Origin of the sequence: Microbacterium dextranolyticum, assembly GCF_016907295.1 — a bacterium.
GTDB lineage: Bacteria > Actinomycetota > Actinomycetes > Actinomycetales > Microbacteriaceae > Microbacterium > Microbacterium dextranolyticum.
In genome coordinates this window covers 3071959-3090199 of the sequence record NZ_JAFBBR010000001.1, presented here as the reverse complement: position 1 = coordinate 3090199, position 18241 = coordinate 3071959, and the positions used below count along the sequence as shown (strand labels likewise).

The window sequence follows — 18241 nt, the reverse complement described above, 5'->3', positions numbered from 1 at the left end:
CGCGCAACGCCGCGTCTCGTGAGGAGCCACCATGTCCACACCGTCATCCCGCCGCAGAGCAGCCGTGGTCGACGACGATCCCGTGATCGTCCCCGATCCGAGCCTTCCGCCGACGGCCATCACCCCCACTCAAGAGGCCGCGACCTCGCGCTGGACGTGGCCCAAGGTCGTCCTGTGGATCGCCATCGCCCTCCTCGGCGGGCTCGCGTGGGTCATGCTGGCCGTCGTCCGCGGCGAGACCGTCAACGCCATCTGGTTCGTCTTCGCCGCGGTCTGCACGTATCTCATCGGCTATCGCTTCTACTCCAAGGTGATCGAGAAGCACCTGCTGCGCCCCGACGACCGCCGGGCGACCCCGGCCGAGGTCAAGTCCGACGGCAAGGACTACGTCCCCACCGACCGCCGCGTACTCTACGGGCACCACTTCGCCGCCATCGCGGGCGCAGGCCCCCTCGTCGGGCCCGTGCTCGCCGCCCAGATGGGCTTCCTTCCCGGCACCATCTGGATCATCGTCGGCGTCGTCCTCGCCGGCGCCGTGCAGGACTACACGGTGCTCTTCTTCTCGATGCGCCGCGGCGGTCGCACGATCGGCCAGATGGCCCGCCAGGAGCTCGGCCGCATCGGCGGGACCGCGGCGATCGTGGCATCCCTGCTCATCATGCTCATCATCGTCGCGATCCTCGCGCTCGTCGTGGTCAACGCCCTCGGCGAGAGCCCGTGGGGCGTCTTCAGCGTGTCGATGACGATCCCGATCGCGCTGTTCATGGGCGTGTACCTGCGGTACCTGCGCCCCGGCAAGGTCACCGAGGTCTCGATCATCGGCTTCGTGCTGCTCATGGCCGCCATCATCGGCGGCGGCTGGGTCGCCTCGACCGAGTGGGGCTACGCGCTCTTCCACCTCGACAAGACGACGATCGCGTGGGGCATCATCATCTACGGCTTCGTCGCCGCGATCCTGCCGGTCTGGCTGCTGCTGGCCCCGCGCGACTACCTGTCGACCTTCATGAAGATCGGCGTCATCGTCATGCTCGCCGGCGCGATCATCGTCGTGCGCCCGGAGATCTCGGTTCCGGCGATCACGGTGTTCGGTCAGAACGGCCTCGGCCCGGTGTTCTCGGGGCCGCTCTTCCCGTTCCTGTTCGTCACGATCGCCTGCGGCGCACTCTCCGGCTTCCACGCGCTGATCGCCTCGGGCACGACCCCGAAGCTCGTCGAGAAGGAGCGGCAGACCCGCTTCATCGGCTACGGCGGCATGCTCATGGAGTCGTTCGTCGCGATCATGGCGCTCGTCGCCGCGATCTCGATCGACCAGGGCATCTACTTCGCGATGAACTCGCCCGCGGCCCTTACCGGGGGCACGGTCGAGGGGGCCGTCGCGTTCGTCAATTCGCTGGGGCTCACCGGGGCGCCACTGACCCCCGACATCCTCACCGAGACCGCGGCGAACGTCGGGGAGGGGACGATCGTCTCGCGCACGGGTGGCGCGCCGACCCTCGCGCTCGGCCTCGCGCACATCATGCACCAGGCACTGGGCGGTCAGGCCATGATGGCGTTCTGGTACCACTTCGCGATCATGTTCGAGGCGCTGTTCATCCTGACGGCGGTGGATGCCGGCACGCGCGTCGCCCGCTTCATGCTGCAGGACTCGCTCGGGCACTGGTTCCCGCGCTTCCGCGACGTGACCTGGCGCCCGGGCGTCTGGATCTGCACGGCGATCATGGTCGCCGGCTGGGGGTACATCCTGATCCTCGGCGTCACCGACCCGCTCGGCGGCATCAACACGTTCTTCCCGCTGTTCGGCATCGCGAACCAGCTGCTCGCCGCGATCGCGCTCGCCGTCGTGCTGGCGATCGTCGCCAAGCGCGGACGCAACTACCTGCGGTGGCTCTGGATCGTCGCCGTGCCGCTCGCCTTCACGGCGGTCGTCACGATCACGGCGTCGATGTACAAGATCTTCTCGCCCGTCCCCTCGATCGGCTACTGGGCCAACAACGCCAAGTACCGGGCGGCGCAGGCCGCGGGCGACGGAAAGCTGGGCAAGCCCGAGGTGGTCGACGCGGTCATCCGCAACACCGCCGTGCAGGGCACGCTGTCGATCGTGTTCGTCGCGCTCGCCATCGTCGTGATGATCTCGGCGGTCGCGGTGACCATCCGCGCGATCCGCAACGGCGGCGGGGAGAACACCGAGGATGCACCCGTCGCCTCGCGTCGCTACGCGCCGGCCGGGTTCCTGGGCACGAAGCCCGAGCGCGAGCTCGAGAAGCAGTGGGAGCCGATCCTCGCCGACGAGCGCGCCGAGCTCGCCCACCGGGGGCACTGAGCCGTGACCGCCGTGCCGAACTCCTCCATGTCGCTCCGGGATTCCGGCGGCGCGCCCTCTGCGGGCGCGTGCGGCGCCGATGTGGAGGAGTTCGGGCCGCGCCCGGCGTCCGCTCGGCCGGGCGGGCCGCGCCCGCCAGAGCAGGCGCGGTCGGGGTCGGCCGCCGGGCCGACGCGGCGGGCGCTGGCCGGGGCGGCCCGGGCGGGGCGCGCCGTGCGCTGGTACGTGACGAACCTGATGGGCGACACCGCCTACGCGACGTATGTCGCGCATCACCGTCGCCATCACCCCGACGAGCCCGCCCTCACCGAGCGGCAGTTCTGGCGGCAGCGGATGGACGATCAGGACCGCAACCCCGGCGCCCGGTGCTGCTGAGGCCTGCGCCCGGCTGCGAGACGGCGCCCGACGCCCTGACCGTGCGCTCCCGGGCCCGGGCCGGGGCCGGGTGCCGGCGCTGGTGCCCCACTCGACCGGTCCCGAGTGGCCCGATGCGTAGGCTGGCGGCATGAGCCACGACGTCGTCCTCGCCGCTGCCTGCGGCGTGCTCGGCGGCGTCGTGCTCACCGTGCTGCTGGTCCTCGCGCGGCGTCTGGCGAAGGGCACCACCGACCTCGGCAGCGACGCCGACCGTGCCGCGCACCAGGCTCTCCACCAGGCGAGCTCCGCCGCCGTGCACCTGCGGGGCGGACTCGCCGCGCCCGACGTCGACCGGGCCGCCCGCCCGCTGCGGGCCCTGCTCGGCTCGTCGGGCGTCGCGATCGTGCACGACGGGCGGGTGGTCGCCCGCGACGGTGCCGCCGCCGATCGTGCCGGCCACGCGGATGCCGCGGTCGCCCTCGCCGGCGCGGTCGCCGCCTCGGGCCGGCGCGAGGTGCGCGGCGTCGAGGCCGACGACGGCGGGCCGGGACTCGAGGCGGTGGCGGCTCCGATCGTCGTCGACGGTGCGGTCGCCGGCGTCCTGGTCGCCTTCCACGCCCCCGTGCGCGCGGCGCTCGTGCGTGCGGTCGCGGAGGTCGCCGACTGGTGCGCGGCGCAGGTCGCGCTCGGCGACCTCGAGGCATCCCGCACGGCCCTCGCCGAAGCCGAGCTGCGGGCGCTGCGTGCGCAGATCTCGCCGCACTTCATCTACAACGCGCTGACCGCGATCGCCTCGTTCATCACGACCGACCCGGCCCGCGCGCGCGAGCTGGTGCTCGAGTTCGCCGACTTCACGCGCTACTCGTTCCGCCGCCAGGGCGAGTTCACGACGCTCGCGGAGGAGCTGCGCAGCATCCACTCCTACCTCGAGCTCGAACGCGCCCGATTCGGAGACCGGTTGACGGTGATCCTGCGGATCGCTCCCGAAACCCTCGCGACGGTCATCCCGTTCCTCACCGTGCAGCCCATCGTCGAGAACGCCGTGCGCCACGGGCTGGAGCCCGGCGAAGGCGGCGGCACCATCCGCATCGAGGCGCGCGACGACGCGACCCACACCGAGATCGTCGTCGAGGACGACGGCGTCGGCATGGATCCCGAGGCCCTCCGGGCGCTCCTCGGTGCCGAGAGCGACGGCAGTCACGTCGGCGTGCGGAACGTCGACACGCGCCTGCGACAGCTCTACGGGCCGGGCGGAGGTCTCGTCGTCGAGACGAACACGGGCGCCGGCACCCTCGTGCGCATGCGCGTGCCCAAGTCGCAGCCGGCGCACGACACCGCGCGCGAGAGAGAGGGCGCGCCCGCATGATCGATGTGCTCATCGCCGACGACGAGGCACCCGCCCGCGCCGAGCTCGCGCACCTGCTCCGCGGCGATGCGCGGATCGGCGAGATCCTCACCGCCGCCTCCGGCAGCGAGGCCGTCGCGGTGCTGAGCACGCGCGCGGTCGCCGTGGCGTTCCTCGACATCCACATGCCGGGGCTCGACGGGCTCGCGCTCGCCGCGGCGCTGCAGGGCCTGGCATCCCCGCCCGTCGTCGTCTTCGTGACGGCGGACGATGCCCGCGCGGTGGATGCCTTCGATGTCCGGGCCGCCGACTATCTGCTCAAGCCCGTGCGGATCGAGCGGGTGCGGCGCGCGGTCGACCGCGCGGTCGAGCTCGTCCGCGACGCCGCCGGCACGGCGACCGAGCCCGGCACGGCGGAGACCGGCGACGAGGTGCTGCCGGTGACCGTCGGGTCGGCGGTGCGCTTCGTGCGCCGCAGCGAGGTGCGCTGGGTGCACGCGCAGGGCGACTACTCGCGGCTGCACGTCGACGACGGGCCGGGCCATCTCGTGCGCGTGCCGATCTCGGAGCTCGAAGAGAGATGGGCGCCCCACGGCTTCGTGCGCGTGCACCGCTCGTACCTCGCCGCCGTGGCGGCGGTCGTCGAGGCCCGGCTGACCGGTGCCGACCCGGCGATCGTCGTCGGCGGGGCGGGGGCGGATGCCCAGGGGGGAGACTCCCGGGGAGTGCTCCCCGTCGTGCTGCCGGTGAGCAGACGGATGCTGCCGGGCGTCCGCGAGGCGCTCGTTCCGACGCCGGGACGCGGCCGATGACCGAGCCGCCACGTCGCGTGCGGGTCACGGCCGATCCTCCGGGGCGCCCCGTGGGTGCTCCGCGCCGGGCACCGGTGACCCGCGGCATCGCCCTGCCGGGTGCCGGGGCGGCCGCAGGCGCGTCCGGCGGAGCCGACGCCGTCTACGACCGCGCACTCCGCCGCGCGCAGCTGCGGCTCGCGCTCGGCACGATCGCGGGGTTCGTCGTCGTGGTCGTGGCGCTGACCGTCGCCGTCGCGCTCATCCCCGAGCTGGATGCCGTCGCGCCTGGCGGCGTGCCGCTGTCGTGGTTGCTGCACGCCTTCGCCTTCTACCCCGTGGTCATCGTGTTCGCCCTGCTCTACACGCGCGCCGCCGCGCGCAACGAGCGGCGCTACCGCGCGCTGCGCGAGCGCGACTGAGGCGCGCGTGAACGGCGTGCTCGATCTTCTCGCCGTCGCGGCCGTCATCATCGCGACGGTGCTCATCGGCGCGTACGGCCTGCGGCTGTCGCGGACGACGAGCGACTTCTTCGTGGCATCCCGCACCGTCCGGCCGGTGTGGAACGCCTCCGCGATCAGCGGCGAGTACATCTCCGCCGGGACGTTCCTCGGGCTCTCGGGGCTCGTGCTGCTCGACGGCGCGCGCGGGTTCTGGTTCCCCATCGGATACGCCGCCGGCTACCTGCTGGTGCTGGTGTTCGTCGCCGCGCCGCTTCGGCGCAGCGGCGCGTACACGATCCCCGACTTCTTCGAGGCGCGGCTCGAGTCGCCGGTCGCCCGTCGGGTCACGAGCGCCGCGGTGCTGATCATCGGGTGGCTCTACATCGTGCCTCAGCTGCACGGCGCGGGACTGACCCTCGAGGTCGTGGCGGGCCTGCCGCTCTGGGTCGGGGCGGCCCTCGTCGCGGTGCTCGTGGGGGCCCTCGTCGCAGCCGGCGGCATGCGGGCGATCACGTTCGTGCAGGGCTTCCAGTACTGGCTGAAGCTGACGGCGCTGCTCGTGCCGCTCGTCGCGATCGTCTTCGCCCTGCGGGGCGCGCCGACCGAGATCGACTCCTCCGCCGTTTTCCCCGCCGACGCCGGTCCCGGCGGCATCGACGCATATGCCACCGGGTCGCTCCTGATCGCGCTCCTGCTCGGCACGATGGGACTTCCGCACGTGCTCGTGCGGTTCTACACGAGCCCCGACGGCGGCTCGGCCCGCCGCACCACGGTGCTCGTCGTCGTCATGGTGAGCGCGTTCTACGCCGTCTCGAGCGCGATGGGTCTCGTCGCGCGGATCGTGGCCCCCGACCTCGCCACGCCCGGTGCCGCCGACACCGCCGTCTTCGCGTTGCCGTCGCGCGTCTTCCCGGGGCTCGCCGGCGACCTGCTCACCGCCCTCGTCGTGGCGGGGGCGTTCGCCGCCTTTCTCGCGACCTCGGCGGGTCTCATCGTCTCGCTCGCCGGGGTCGTCAGCCAGGACGTGTTCGGCGGGTCCGTGCGCTCGTTCCGGGCGTCGGCGCTGCTGTGCGCCGCCGTGCCGCTCGCGATCGCCCTGTTCACGGCTCCCGCCGGCATCGGATCGAGCGTCGGCATGGTGTTCGTGTTCGCGGCATCCTGTCTCTCTCCGGTCGTGCTGCTCGGGGTGTGGTGGCGGGGCCTCACGGCGCGCGGCGCCATCGCCGGAATGCTCGTCGGCGGCCTCGCGTGCGGGCTCTCGCTGCTCGTCCATGCCGCGGTCGGCGGTGTGGGGGCGGCGGCCCCGCTGCTCGCCCAGCCGGCCGCGTGGACGATCCCGCTGGCCGCCGCCGTGACCATCGTGGTGTCGCTCTCGGACCGGCGCGGCGCACCGCTGAGCGCCGATCGCTACCTGGCCCGGCTGCACGCGCCCGAGCCGGGCTGACGCGGCAGTCGCCACCAGGCCCGCGCACCGGGGGGATGGGCGGTGCGCGCGGCCCGTCGTCCGTCACGGGGGTTCCGCTCGCCGAGCGCGCGGTCGATGATGGATGCCGTGCCTTTCCGCTCGCGTGCCCGCCGCCGCCTCGACGCGCAGCCGCGCTCCCTCACGGCGCCGCGCTCCGGGCGGCGCCGTTCGCCGGCGTTCGCGGCCGTCGCCGGCCTCGCGCTGATCGCCGGCCTCGCCGGGTGTGCCGCCTCGGGCCCCGTGCCGGGCCCGTCGACGAGTGCTCCCACCGCGTCGCCGACACCGACGCCCACCCCCACGCCGTCGCCGACCGTCGATCCGATCGCCGGCCTGAGCCTCGAACAGCGGGTCGGCCAGCTGTTCATGGTCGGTACCCAGGTGGCATCCGCGAGTCCCGAGACGCTCTCGGCCGTCGCCGACCGCCACGCCGGCAGCATCTTCCTGCACGGACGCACGGACGGCGCGACGAGCGACGTGGCGGCGGTGGTCGCGCAGTTCACGACCCTCGCCGACACCCCCGCCGGGACAGGACCGACCGGCGGCATCCCGCTGTGGGTCGCGACCGACCAGGAAGGCGGCGAGGTCCAGGTGCTTCAGGGGCCGGGCTTCGACGACATGCCCTACGCGATCCGGCAGGCCGACCAGTCCGCCGCGCAGCTGCAGACATCCGCGACGACCTGGGGGCGCCAGCTCGCCGCGGCCGGCGTCACCATGAACCTCGCCCCGGTCGCCGACATCGTCACGAGCGCCGACACGCGCTTCGACAACGCACCCATCGGTGCCATGGGGCGGCAGTACGGCTACGACGCCGCGACGGTCGAGGCCAAGGCGGGGGCGTTCGCCGCCGGCATGCGGGCCGCGGGCGTCATGCCGACGTTCAAGCACTTTCCCGGTCTCGGTCACGTCACGGGCAACACCGACGTCACGGCCGACGTGGTCGACACGACCGTCACCTCCGGCGGCCCCGACGTGACGGAGTACGGCCCGCTGACCCGCAGCGGTCCGGCTGTCGTCATGGTGTCGTCGGCGATCTATCAGAACATCGATCCGTCCGGCCCGGCGGTGTTCTCGCCCGATGTCGTCGGGCTGCTGCGCAGCACCGTGGGCTTCGGCGGCGTCATCATGACCGACGACGTGTCGGCGGCCGTCGCGGTGCAGGACCGGTCGCCGGCGGACCGTGCCGTCGGAGCGCTCTCGGCCGGCGTCGACCTCGTGCTCGTCTCGGCCGACCCGAGCGTGTTCGCCCCGATGTACGACGCCGTGCTCGCCAAGGCCCAGAGCGATCCCGCGTTCGCGCAGCGGGTCGACGATGCCGCCCGGCGAGTGGTGGCGGCGAAGGCGGCGCGCCTCTGACGACCGCGCCCGCATCGCCGGCCTGACAGACTCGAGGCATGACCTCCACCGCGGCGCTGACCGAACTCCTGCCCGCGGGGGCGACGGCGGATGCCGCGTACGACGGCTTCGTCGCGTGGGCGACCGGGCGCGGGCTCACGCTGTACCCTGCGCAGGACGAAGCGGTCATCGAGCTGGTCTCGGGGGCGAACGTCATCCTCTCCACCCCGACCGGCACCGGCAAGTCGCTCGTCGCGATCGCCGCGCACGCGGTCTGCCTCGCCGCCGGAGGCCGCTCCTACTACACCGCCCCGATCAAAGCCCTCGTCAGCGAGAAGTTCTTCGCACTGGTGGAGGTCTTCGGAGCGCAGAACGTCGGCATGGTGACGGGCGACTCCTCGGTCAACCCCGATGCCCCGATCGTCTGCTGCACCGCCGAGATCCTGGCCAACATCGCGCTGCGGCAAGGGGCGGATGCCGCGGTGGACCAGGTCGTCATGGACGAGTTCCACTACTACGGCGACCCCGACCGCGGGTGGGCGTGGCAGGTGCCGCTGCTGTTGCTTCCGCGCGCGCAGTTCCTGCTGATGTCGGCGACCCTCGGCGACGTGACCGACATCGCCCGCGACCTGGAGCGGCGCACCGGGCGCCCCGTCGCGCTCGTGACCGGGGTCGAACGGCCCGTGCCGCTGCACTTCTCGTACGAGCGCCGCCCCGTGCACGAGGTGCTGACGATGCTCGTCGACGAGCGCGAGGTTCCCGTCTACATCGTCCATTTCGCGCAGGCCGCGGCCCTCGAACGGGCGCAGGCCCTGGCATCCGTCACGCTCACCACGCGCGCGCAGCGCGACGAGATCGCCGAGGCGATCGGCGGATTCCGATTCACGACCGGGTTCGGCAAGACGCTGTCTCGCCTCGTGCGCGCGGGCATCGGCGTGCATCACGCCGGCATGCTGCCGCGCTACCGCCGCCTCGTCGAGACGCTCGCCCAGCGGGGCCTGCTGCGCGTCATCTGCGGCACCGACACCCTCGGCGTCGGCATCAACGTGCCGATCCGCACCGTGATGATCACGGCCCTGAGCAAGTACGACGGCACGAAGATGCGCCAGCTCTCGGCGCGCGAGTTCCACCAGGTCGCGGGGCGTGCGGGCCGCGCCGGGTACGACACCCACGGCAACGTCGTCGTCATGGCGCCCGAGTGGGAGATCGAGAACGCCGTCGCGCTCGCGAAGGCGGGCGACGACGCCGCGAAGCGCAAGAAGATCGTGCGCAAGAAGGCGCCGACCGGGGTCGTGAACTGGGGCGAGGGCTCGTACGAGCGGCTGATCGCGGCGCCTCCCGAGCCGCTCGTGCCGCAGCTGAAGCTGACCGCGGCGATGCTCATCAATGTGATCGCGCGCGGCGGCGACGTCTTCGGGAACGTCCAGTCGCTCGTGTTCGACAACCACGAGCCGCGCGCCCGCCGGTACGGGCTCGCGCGGCGGGCGATCGCGATCTTCCGCACACTCGTCGATGCCGGCATCGTCGAGATCGACCGCGGCGGGGCATCCGGCCCCCGCATCGCCCTCACGGTGGATCTGCAGCCGAATTTCGCGCTCAACCAGCCGTTGTCGCCCTTCGCGCTCGCCGCGATCGAGCTGCTCTCGCCCGATGACGACGTGCCGCCGGGCGGCGGAGCGGTCGCGGGTCGGGGGCTGGGCGTTCACAACTCCGGAGAAGTCGGTGCGGATCCTTCTGCTGACGCCGATTCCGGGCGATCCGAGCCGTCGTTCCGGAGTTATGAACAGGGCGCCGCCGCGACCACCGGCACCGGCACCGGCCACTACGCTCTCGACGTGGTGAGCGTCATCGAGTCGACGCTCGACGACCCGCGGGCGATCCTGTCCCAGCAGGAGTTCAAGGCCCGCGGCGAGGCGGTCGCGGCGATGAAGCGCGACGGCATCGAGTACGAGGAGCGGATGGCGCTGCTCGAGGCGATCACCCATCCGAAGCCGCTGGCAGAGCTCCTCGCCCAGTCGTTCGAGGTGTTCGCCTCGAGCCAGCCGTGGGTACGCGATTTCGAGCTGAGTCCGAAATCGGTCGTGCGCGACATGTTCGAACGCGCCATGTCGTTCGCCGAGTACGTCTCGTTTTATCAGCTGCAGCGCAGCGAGGGCCTCGTGCTGCGCTACCTGTCCGACGCCTATCGGGCGATCCGGCAGACGGTGCCGGCGGATGCCCGTACCGACGACCTCCTGGACGTCATCGAGTGGCTGGGCGAACTCGTCCGGCAGGTCGATTCGAGCCTCGTGGACGAGTGGGCCGCCCTCATCGACCCGAACGCGCACCTGCCCGAAGACGGCGCCCCGGTCGTGCCCCCGGCGCCGCCGTCGATCCTGACGAACGAGCGCGCCTTCACCGTGCTGGTGCGCAACGAGTTGTTCCGCCGGGTGCAGCTGGCGGCGCGGCAGGACGACGACGCGCTCGTCGCCCTCGACCCCGGGATCGACTGGCCGGGCATCCTCGATCGGTACTACGACGAGCACGATGAGATCCTCACGGGCGGTCCGGCGCGCTCGCCGCGACTGTGCCTGATCGACCGTTCGGATGCCGGCGCGGCGGGAATCTGGCGTGTCGAGCAGGTGATCGACGACCCGGCCGGCGACCACGATTGGCGTATCCGCGCCGAGGTGGATCTCGCGGCATCCGTCGACGAGGGCACCGCCGTGGTGCGCGTCCTCGAGGTCCTCCGCCTCTGACGCCGCGTCGCCCATCGCGCTCCGCGGTCGGCGGAAACACCGAGGGGAGACGGCTATGAAACCCCTCCGAAAGTGGTTAGGTAAGGCTGACCTTACTCTGTAGGATTCCTGAACGTGCCACACGTTCCCCCCGCATCAGATTCCGCCCACCCCACAGATCGACGCACCGAGGCCGGCGCGGACGCGCCGCGATCGCCACGACGACGGTCATGGCTCTCGTCTCGGGGACGCTGGGCGTGGGACTGCTCATCGCACCCTCCGCCTCGTCGGCGGCCGCCGCTCCCGACGCAGCCCCGGCGCAGGACGACCTGCTCAAGCCGGCCGGCGAGGTGCAGGCACCGACGGCCGCGACGGCCGATGCGACCGCCCCCGCCGAGTCGACGGATGCCGCCACCGCGCCCGTCGGCCAGGCCACCACGCCCGCGCCGGGCGGCCTGCCGCGCATCGCGCAGCCCGACCCCGAAGAGACCGTGACGACGATCGTCCAGATCGCCGACACCGCCTGGTGGGGGGTCGATCGTGCCAAGCAGGCGATCGAGCGCGACGTGCGCGACGCGGCATCGAGTGACGGGCACACGAACGCCGAGGTGTCGTTCGTGCACGAGTACCGGCACGCCTTCTCGGGCCTCGCGGTGCGCGCGCCGCGCTGGGCGCTCGACACGATCCGTACCGCAGCGAACGTCGGTGCCGCCTTCGAAGAGACGACCTACCGCATCCCGGCGCCCCCCGAGGTGACCTCGCTCGCGACGGAGAGCGACGAGGTGGCGAACTGGACCTCTCTCGCGATGACGGGCGCCGACCAGGTGGGAGCCCTCGGCGACGGCATGCTCGTCAGCATCATCGACACGGGCCTCCAGGTCGATCACGAGGCGTTCTCGGGCACGCTCGATGCCTCGACTGCGCGGCTGAGCGCGTCCGGTCTCGACGCGCTGCGCGGCGAACTCGGCCAGGGCGCGGGCGCGCGCTTCGTCGACACGAAGATCCCCTTCGCGTACGACTACGCCGACGGCGACGACAACGTGGTTCCGTCCACGGGCGGCGACATGACGCACGGCACGCACGTCGCGGGCATCGCCGCCGCTGACGCGGGCCGCATCCGCGGCACCGCCCCGCACGCCCAGATCATGGTGCAGAAGGTCTTCGACGACCTCAACGGCGGCGCGAAGGACAGCGCCATCCTCGCCGCCCTCGACGACGCGGCCGTCGTCCGCCCCGACGTCGTGAACCTCTCCCTCGGCGCCGACGCGGGCTACAGCGTCGACCGCACGGGAGTGTACGGGCGGATCTACCAGACCCTCCGCGACAACGGCGTGATCGTCAACGCCGCCGCCGGCAACTCGGTCGACTCGGCCGTCGCCAACAAGAGCGGCAAGGGCCTCGCCTTTGCGAGCGACCCCGACCGGGGCATCGTCTCCGACCCGTCGAGCTACGTCCCGAACCTCTCCGTCGCCAGTATCGACAACGCCGAGGTGCGCCCGTACCTGCGGGCCTCCGACGGCCGCCACGTCTACTTCGCCCCCGCGAAGCCCGCGACCGAGGGTGCGGGCGGGATCGCCCCCTTCTCCGACCTGTCGGCCGGAACGCACCGCTACGTCGCGGCGGGGGTGGGCAGCCACGACGACCTCGGTGCGCTCGCCGCCGAGCTCCGACGCACCGGCCAGGACGTCTCGCAGCTGATCGTCGTCATCCGTCGCGGAGGCACGCAGTACGGCTCGCCGATCACGTTCCAGGACGCCGTGGATGCCGCCACGTACGCCTTCGACGGCGCGCTGCCCCAGGCCCTCCTGATCCTCGATAACGTCGACGCCTCGCGGCTGACCACGCCCGCGCTGACGGGTTCGCGCTTCCCCGTCGCGCTCGTCTCGCGCGCCGACGGCGACGCGCTCCTCGCCTCGTCCGACCGGACGCTCGTCGTCGCGGCCGACCAGATCGACGCCCCCAGCACGGCCTATCGCGCGTCGTGGTTCTCGAGCCTCGGCGTCACCCCTGATCTGCAGCTGAAGCGCGACGTCGCCGCGCCCGGCGGCAACATCTACTCCGCCGTGCTCGGCGGCGGGTACGACTGGCTCTCGGGAACCTCGATGGCGACGCCGCAGACGACGGGGTTGCTCGCCGTCGTCAAGCAGCACCTGATGACCGAGGGCATCGGTGGGCAGCGTCTCGGCGCGCAGGATGCTGCGACGCGCGCCATGCAGCTGATCATGAACACCGCGGTGCCGGTGATCGACGCGGATGCCCCCGGCGTGCCGTACCTGCCCCGCAAGCAGGGCGCCGGCATCGCGAACGTGCCGGCCGCGATCACCACGCCGGTGTGGCTCACGGTCGACGGAGCCGCCGAGCAGGCGCGCCCCTCGGCATCCCTCGGCGAGAGCGGCGACGGGCGGTTCTCGTTCCGTTTCACGGCGCACAACGGCTCGGCCGCCCCGCGCGCGTACACCGTCGACGTGTCGGCGCTGTCCGAGCGCATCGCCGACGGGCTCTTCCAGAGCCACGCCACCGACTACGCGGGCCGTGGCATCGAGGTGACCCTCGGCGGCGACGCGGTCGCGGGCGATGTCGTCACGGTGCCCGCCGGCGGGTCGACCACGGTCGAGGTGTCGCTGCGGGTCGGACCGGCCTTCGCGCAGGCGGTGGCTGCGGCCGTCAACGGTGCCTTCGTCGAGGGCTTCGTGACCCTGCGGGGCACCGACGTGCCGACCCTCACGATCCCCTACCTCGGGTTATACGGCGACTGGAGCGCGGCGCCGGTGTTCGACGCCGACCGCACGGGCGGTACCCCGCACCTCTACGGCAACGCGCTCGTCAACGCCGCCACCGGCGCGCCTCTCGGCGTCAACCCGCTCGATTCCGACCGGGCGGCGCTCGCTCTGATCGACCCGACAGCGGTCGATCCGTCGCGCGCGGTCGTCTCGCCGACACGGTACGACGTGAGCAACGTGCGCGTGCAGACGCTCACGGGAATGCTGCGCAGCGCCGACCAGCTGAACTACCGGCTGGTGCGAGATGCCGACCACAACGTCATCCGGTCGTACGACGACGCCCAGACCCGTAAGTCCAGCTACAACTCCCGCGTCGGCGACGTGCTCTACGGTGAGGCGTTCCTGAACCCCGCCCCGGTGTTCGGCGCGTTCGGTGCGGACGGCACCGAGCTGCAGCCCGGGCGCTACACGATCGAGCAGACGGCCACCACCGCCGGTCCGACTCCGGCGGAGCACCACCACGAGGCGTCGTTCACCTACGACAACACCCCCGCCGTCATCGAGAAGGCCGAACTCGTCGGCACGGGCGACGACCAGGCGCTGTCGATCGTCGTGAGCGATGACACCTGGATCGCCGCCTTCGACCTGCAGGAGTACCCGGGTGCCGGATACTTCTCCCGCACGCTGGGCGCTGAGCCGGTGCGGACGGCGAACGGGCGCAACACCTTCGAGGCGACCATTCCGCTGCGCACCATCCGCTCCGGATGGGACTACTCGGAGAGCCAACTCGGCACCCACCGCGCCCTTCCCGACTCGGCCGTGCTCTACGTCTGGGACTACGGGCTCAACGCGGCGCGCCCGCTGCCGATCACCCTGCAGGAGAGCCCCCTCACCGGCATCCGCGTCACGACCTCCGACGTGTCGCTCGCGCCCGGCCAGACGATGAGACTGGATGCCGAGGTGCAGCCGTCCAACGCGGTCCCCGCGGATCTCTCGTGGTCCTCCGCCGACGACCGCATTGCCACGGTCGACGCCGACGGCACCGCGCACGGCGTCGCGGCGGGCACGACGACGATCACGGTGACGGCGACCCCGACCGCCGGAGGAGACGCGGTCTCGGCGACGGTCGACGTCACGGTCGCCGACGTCTCCGAAGAGAACGGCATCGTCGTCCGACCCGAGACGCTCGTGATCACCGAGAAGGCCCACGGCTCGCTGCAGGCCCTGCTCGCGCCCTCGCTGCGCGACCGGCCCGTCACGTGGCGAAGCGACGACGAGACGATCGCGAGCGTGGATGCCGACGGCACCGTCACGGGCGCGGCCGTCGGGCGCACGCGGGTGACGGCTGCAACCTCCCGCACGGACGGCACCGAGGTCTCGGCGAGCGCCGACGTCGAGGTGCGTCAGCAGGATGCCGCCGACTTCGTCGTCCGCGACGGCGTGCTGCAGGGCTACACCGGCACCCGCTCGGTGATCTCCGTCCCCGACGGCGTGCGCGAGATCGGTGCGGGCGCCTTCGCCCAGGCCGGATTCACGCAGATCCGCCTGCCCGCCTCGGTCGAGCGCATCGGCGACGACGCGTTCCGCGAGATGCCGCTGCTGGAGCGGGTCGAGATCGAGGATGACGCCGCCGCGGGCCGCGCGAGCCGGTTGGCCTGGATCGGCGACAACGCCTTCAACCGCAGCATGCGGCTCACGTACGTCGATCTGCCCGACACGATCGCGCACCTGGGCGTCGGGGTGTTCTCCACCACATCGCTGCGCGAGGTCGACCTCCCGGCATCCCTCACCGTGGTGCCCGAGCGGGCGTTCAACGGAACGACCCGTCTCGAGCGCGTCGGGTTCGGCGACGCCGTCACCGAGATCGGCCCCTACGCCTTCGGGCAGGCGCTCGTGCTGACGCACGTGTCGTTGCCGACCGCCCTGCGCACGATCGGCGAAGGCGCCTTCATCTCGACCCGTCTGCGGGAGCTGACCCTCCCGGCGGCCACCGAAACCGTCGGTGCGGGCGCCTTCTCGGGGGCCCCGCTGCGCACGCTCGACCTGGGTGCGGTGCGCGAGGTCGGGACGCAGGCCTTCACTCAGACGGCGCTGACCTCGCTCGTGCTGCCCGACACCCTCCGTGTCGTGGGGCGGGCGGCGTTCGCGCACAACCGAGACCTGCAGTCGGTCACGGTCGGGCGGAACATCGAGGCCGGCGCTCTCGTGGGCGTCTTCGCGGCGAACGCCGACGGCGCGGCCAACCCGTCACTGCGCGAGTTCATCGTGCCCGACGACGCCGTGTCGTACAGCGCGCGGGGCGGATTGCTCTACGACAAGTCCGGTGAGACCCTCGTGGCGTACCCCGCTGTCCACCTCGTCGACGGCGCGATCGTGGTGCCCGAGGGGACTCGGCGCATCGCGGCCTTCGCCGGCTACGGTGTTCCGGCGACGAGCCTGCGTCTGCCGGACGGCCTGGTCACGATCGGCGCCAACGCGCTGCAGCAGACCCGGATCGCCGAGTTCGTGGCCCCCGACTCGCTGCGGGAGATCGAGCGCGGCGCGTTCTCGGGATCGGCCGCGCTGACGCGGCTCGCCCTCGGCCACGTGCAGAGCATCGGCGACTTCGCCTTCGCCGACGCCGAGCGCCTGACCGATGTCGACCTCGGCGACGCCCTCGTGGAGATCGGCGCGTACGCGTTCCAAGCCAACACGTCGCTGGCCTCGTTCGTGACGCCGGACTCGGTGAGGACGGTGGGCGAGTCGGCGCTGCTCAACAGCACGGCGCTCCTGCGGGTGCATTTCGGCGCCGGCGTCGCGTCGATCGGCGAGAACGCGCTGACGGGGCTGCCCCGGCTGCGCGAGCTCACCGTGGCATCCGGCACAACGCCACCTACTTCACTGATGAGAACGTGCTGTACGGGCGCGAGTCCGACGGCGTCCATCTGAAGCTCTACCTGCCCACCAAGACCGACACGTCGTACGCGGTGGCGCCGGGCACGGTGGTGCTGGATGCGCAGGTGTTCCGCGGCAACGGCAGTCTCGAGCGGGTCGTGCTGCCCGAGGGGCTCCGCGATATCCGCACGGGGGCGTTCAACAGCATGCCGCGGCTACGCGAGGTCGTCGTCCCCGACAGTGTGCAGACGGTCGACGGGTTCTACTTCGACACGACGCTGCGCACCCTCGAGTTCGGCACGCAGATCCGCAGGTTCGAGCCGATGTGGTCGATGGGCACGACGCTCGAGCACCTCGTCGTGCGCGGCGGCGTGGACGGATCGTTCAGCGACGGGTTCGTCGTCGACGGCGCCCCGCGCACGGCGTACTTCGGCCCGGGCATGACCTCGATCGACTACACGATCGCGATCCCGTCCGTCGTCGTCGTCCCGGGTGATCTGCGCGAACTGTCGTTCACCGGCTGGGCGCGACCGAGCGACCTCGTCGTCTACGCGCCCGAGGGGTCGGCCGGAGCCGACGTCGCGCGCCACGCTGTCGCGGACTCGGGGCTGGATGCCGATGCGCACGTGCGTCCGTACACGCCGCTGTCCGCGACGCTCACCGCGACGCAGGGGGATGCGGGGACCCTTCGGGCGACCGCGGCGGGCGCGGGAGGCGTGCTCGAGGTGTCGGGCGAGACGCAGCCGTACGAGTACCGCTTCACGCAGGTGGCGGCGGACGGTGCGCGGACGATCCTTCGAGACTGGGATGCCGAAGCGACGACCGATGTCGTGCTCGCACCCGGCGCCGTCCTCACGGCGGAGGTGCGCGATGCGACGCGTCTGAGCGCCGGGGCATCCTGGACCGACGCGGCGGCGCCCGTCGTCGTCACCGACCCGACCGACCTGTCGATCGTGGCGGGCTCCGATGCCCGCTTCACGGCCGCGGCGGCGGGAGCCGATCCAATGACGGTGCAGTGGCAGTCCCGAGACGGCGGGGGGCAGTGGCGGGATGTCGCCGGCGCGACGGATGCGACGCTCGCGCTGCCCGCGGTCGCCCTGTCGGCGTCCGGCACCCAGTACCGGGCGGTGTTCTCGAACGCCGCGGGGCACGCGACCTCGGCGGCGGCGACGCTGACGGTGACCGCATCGGGGACCGATCCCGGGACCGATCCGGGCACGGACCCGGGCTCCGACCCGTCGACGTGGCCGGCTCCGCCGGCGGCGCAGCTCGACGACGGCAACCGCGGCGACCTGCAGTGGACGCTCGACGGCGGCACGTACCGGGTGGTCCTCGGGGAGCGCGCGGCAGGGGCATGGGTCGGCGTGACGCTGCACTCCGACCCGACGTTCCTCGGCTGGATGCAGGCGGACGCGAACGGTGTCGTCCGGGTGACGCCGCCCGCCGGCACGGGCGAGGGGCATCGCCTCTCGTTCCAGCTGCGCGATGGCACCCTGCTGGGGTGGATCCCGGTGCTCGCCCAGGGCGGCGGCACGGGCGGATCGGAGGGAGGCGCGGGTCACGGGCCCGGCGACGGATCGGGCGGCGACGCCGGTGCCGGCTCGGGTACCGATGCGGGCTCGGGTTCGGGGGGTTCGATCGGTGACGCGGCGGGTACCCCCGGGCAGCCGCTCGCCGGGACCGGCGGGTCGCCGTCCGCGGCCTGGGGTGCTGCGCTCCTCGCGTTCGCGGCTCTGAGTGCCGGTGCCACGGTGCTGCTGGCCGCGCGCCGGCGACGGCCGCTCGCCTGACCCGTCGCCTGACCTCGTGAGGGGGCGGATGCTGCGGCATCCGCCCCCTCTGTCTTTCCGCCGTTCCGCCTCCGGCCGCAGGCCGCG

At 72.5% G+C, this 18241-nt stretch carries 10 protein-coding genes; all 10 read left to right on the top strand.

Translation table 11 applies throughout. The annotated features are described in order from the left end of the window. Nucleotides 1-31 precede the first annotated feature (31 nt). The 10 genes from JOE64_RS13995 (at nucleotide 32) to JOE64_RS13950 (ending at nucleotide 18154) form a co-directional block, all read left to right on the top strand. Nucleotides 32-2320, top strand: coding sequence for a carbon starvation CstA family protein (locus JOE64_RS13995; RefSeq protein ID WP_204964802.1), 2289 nt, complete (start codon nucleotides 32-34; stop codon nucleotides 2318-2320). Between the two features lie 12 nt (nucleotides 2321-2332). After that, on the top strand, nucleotides 2333-2695 hold the full coding sequence (locus tag JOE64_RS14920) for a YbdD/YjiX family protein (RefSeq protein ID WP_372432894.1): 363 nt from the start codon (nucleotides 2333-2335) through the stop codon (nucleotides 2693-2695). A 130-nt stretch (nucleotides 2696-2825) separates the two neighbouring features. Continuing rightward, on the top strand, nucleotides 2826-4043 hold the full coding sequence (locus JOE64_RS13985) for a sensor histidine kinase (RefSeq protein ID WP_204964801.1): 1218 nt from the start codon (nucleotides 2826-2828) through the stop codon (nucleotides 4041-4043). Then, nucleotides 4040-4834 carry a LytR/AlgR family response regulator transcription factor gene (locus tag JOE64_RS13980; RefSeq protein ID WP_204964800.1) on the top strand — a complete coding sequence of 265 codons (795 nt, stop codon included), beginning with the start codon at nucleotides 4040-4042 and terminating at the stop codon, nucleotides 4832-4834. The genes JOE64_RS13985 and JOE64_RS13980 overlap by 4 nt, the downstream gene beginning before the upstream one ends. After that, nucleotides 4831-5235, top strand: coding sequence for a heavy metal transporter (locus JOE64_RS13975; RefSeq protein ID WP_204964799.1), 405 nt, complete (start codon nucleotides 4831-4833; stop codon nucleotides 5233-5235). Before JOE64_RS13980 ends, JOE64_RS13975 begins: the two co-directional genes overlap by 4 nt. 7 nt (nucleotides 5236-5242) lie before the next feature. Beyond that, entirely contained in the window at nucleotides 5243-6700 is a 1458-nt protein-coding gene (locus tag JOE64_RS13970) for a sodium/solute symporter (protein WP_204964798.1), read from the top strand. Between the two features lie 222 nt (nucleotides 6701-6922). Continuing rightward, the gene (locus JOE64_RS13965; RefSeq protein ID WP_239532292.1) at nucleotides 6923-8074 is read left to right on the top strand and encodes a glycoside hydrolase family 3 N-terminal domain-containing protein; all 1152 of its coding nucleotides are present in this window, start codon (nucleotides 6923-6925) and stop codon (nucleotides 8072-8074) included. Nucleotides 8075-8112: 38 nt separating this feature from the next. Continuing rightward, entirely contained in the window at nucleotides 8113-10791 is a 2679-nt protein-coding gene (locus JOE64_RS13960) for a DEAD/DEAH box helicase (protein ID WP_204964797.1), read from the top strand. A gap of 209 nt (nucleotides 10792-11000) precedes the next feature. Continuing rightward, complete coding sequence (locus JOE64_RS13955; protein ID WP_204964796.1) at nucleotides 11001-16418, top strand: leucine-rich repeat protein; 5418 nt, start codon at nucleotides 11001-11003, stop codon at nucleotides 16416-16418. Then, nucleotides 16382-18154 carry a DUF8696 domain-containing protein gene (locus tag JOE64_RS13950; protein ID WP_204964795.1) on the top strand — a complete coding sequence of 591 codons (1773 nt, stop codon included), beginning with the start codon at nucleotides 16382-16384 and terminating at the stop codon, nucleotides 18152-18154. Before JOE64_RS13955 ends, JOE64_RS13950 begins: the two co-directional genes overlap by 37 nt. The last annotated feature ends 87 nt before the right edge of the window (nucleotides 18155-18241 follow it).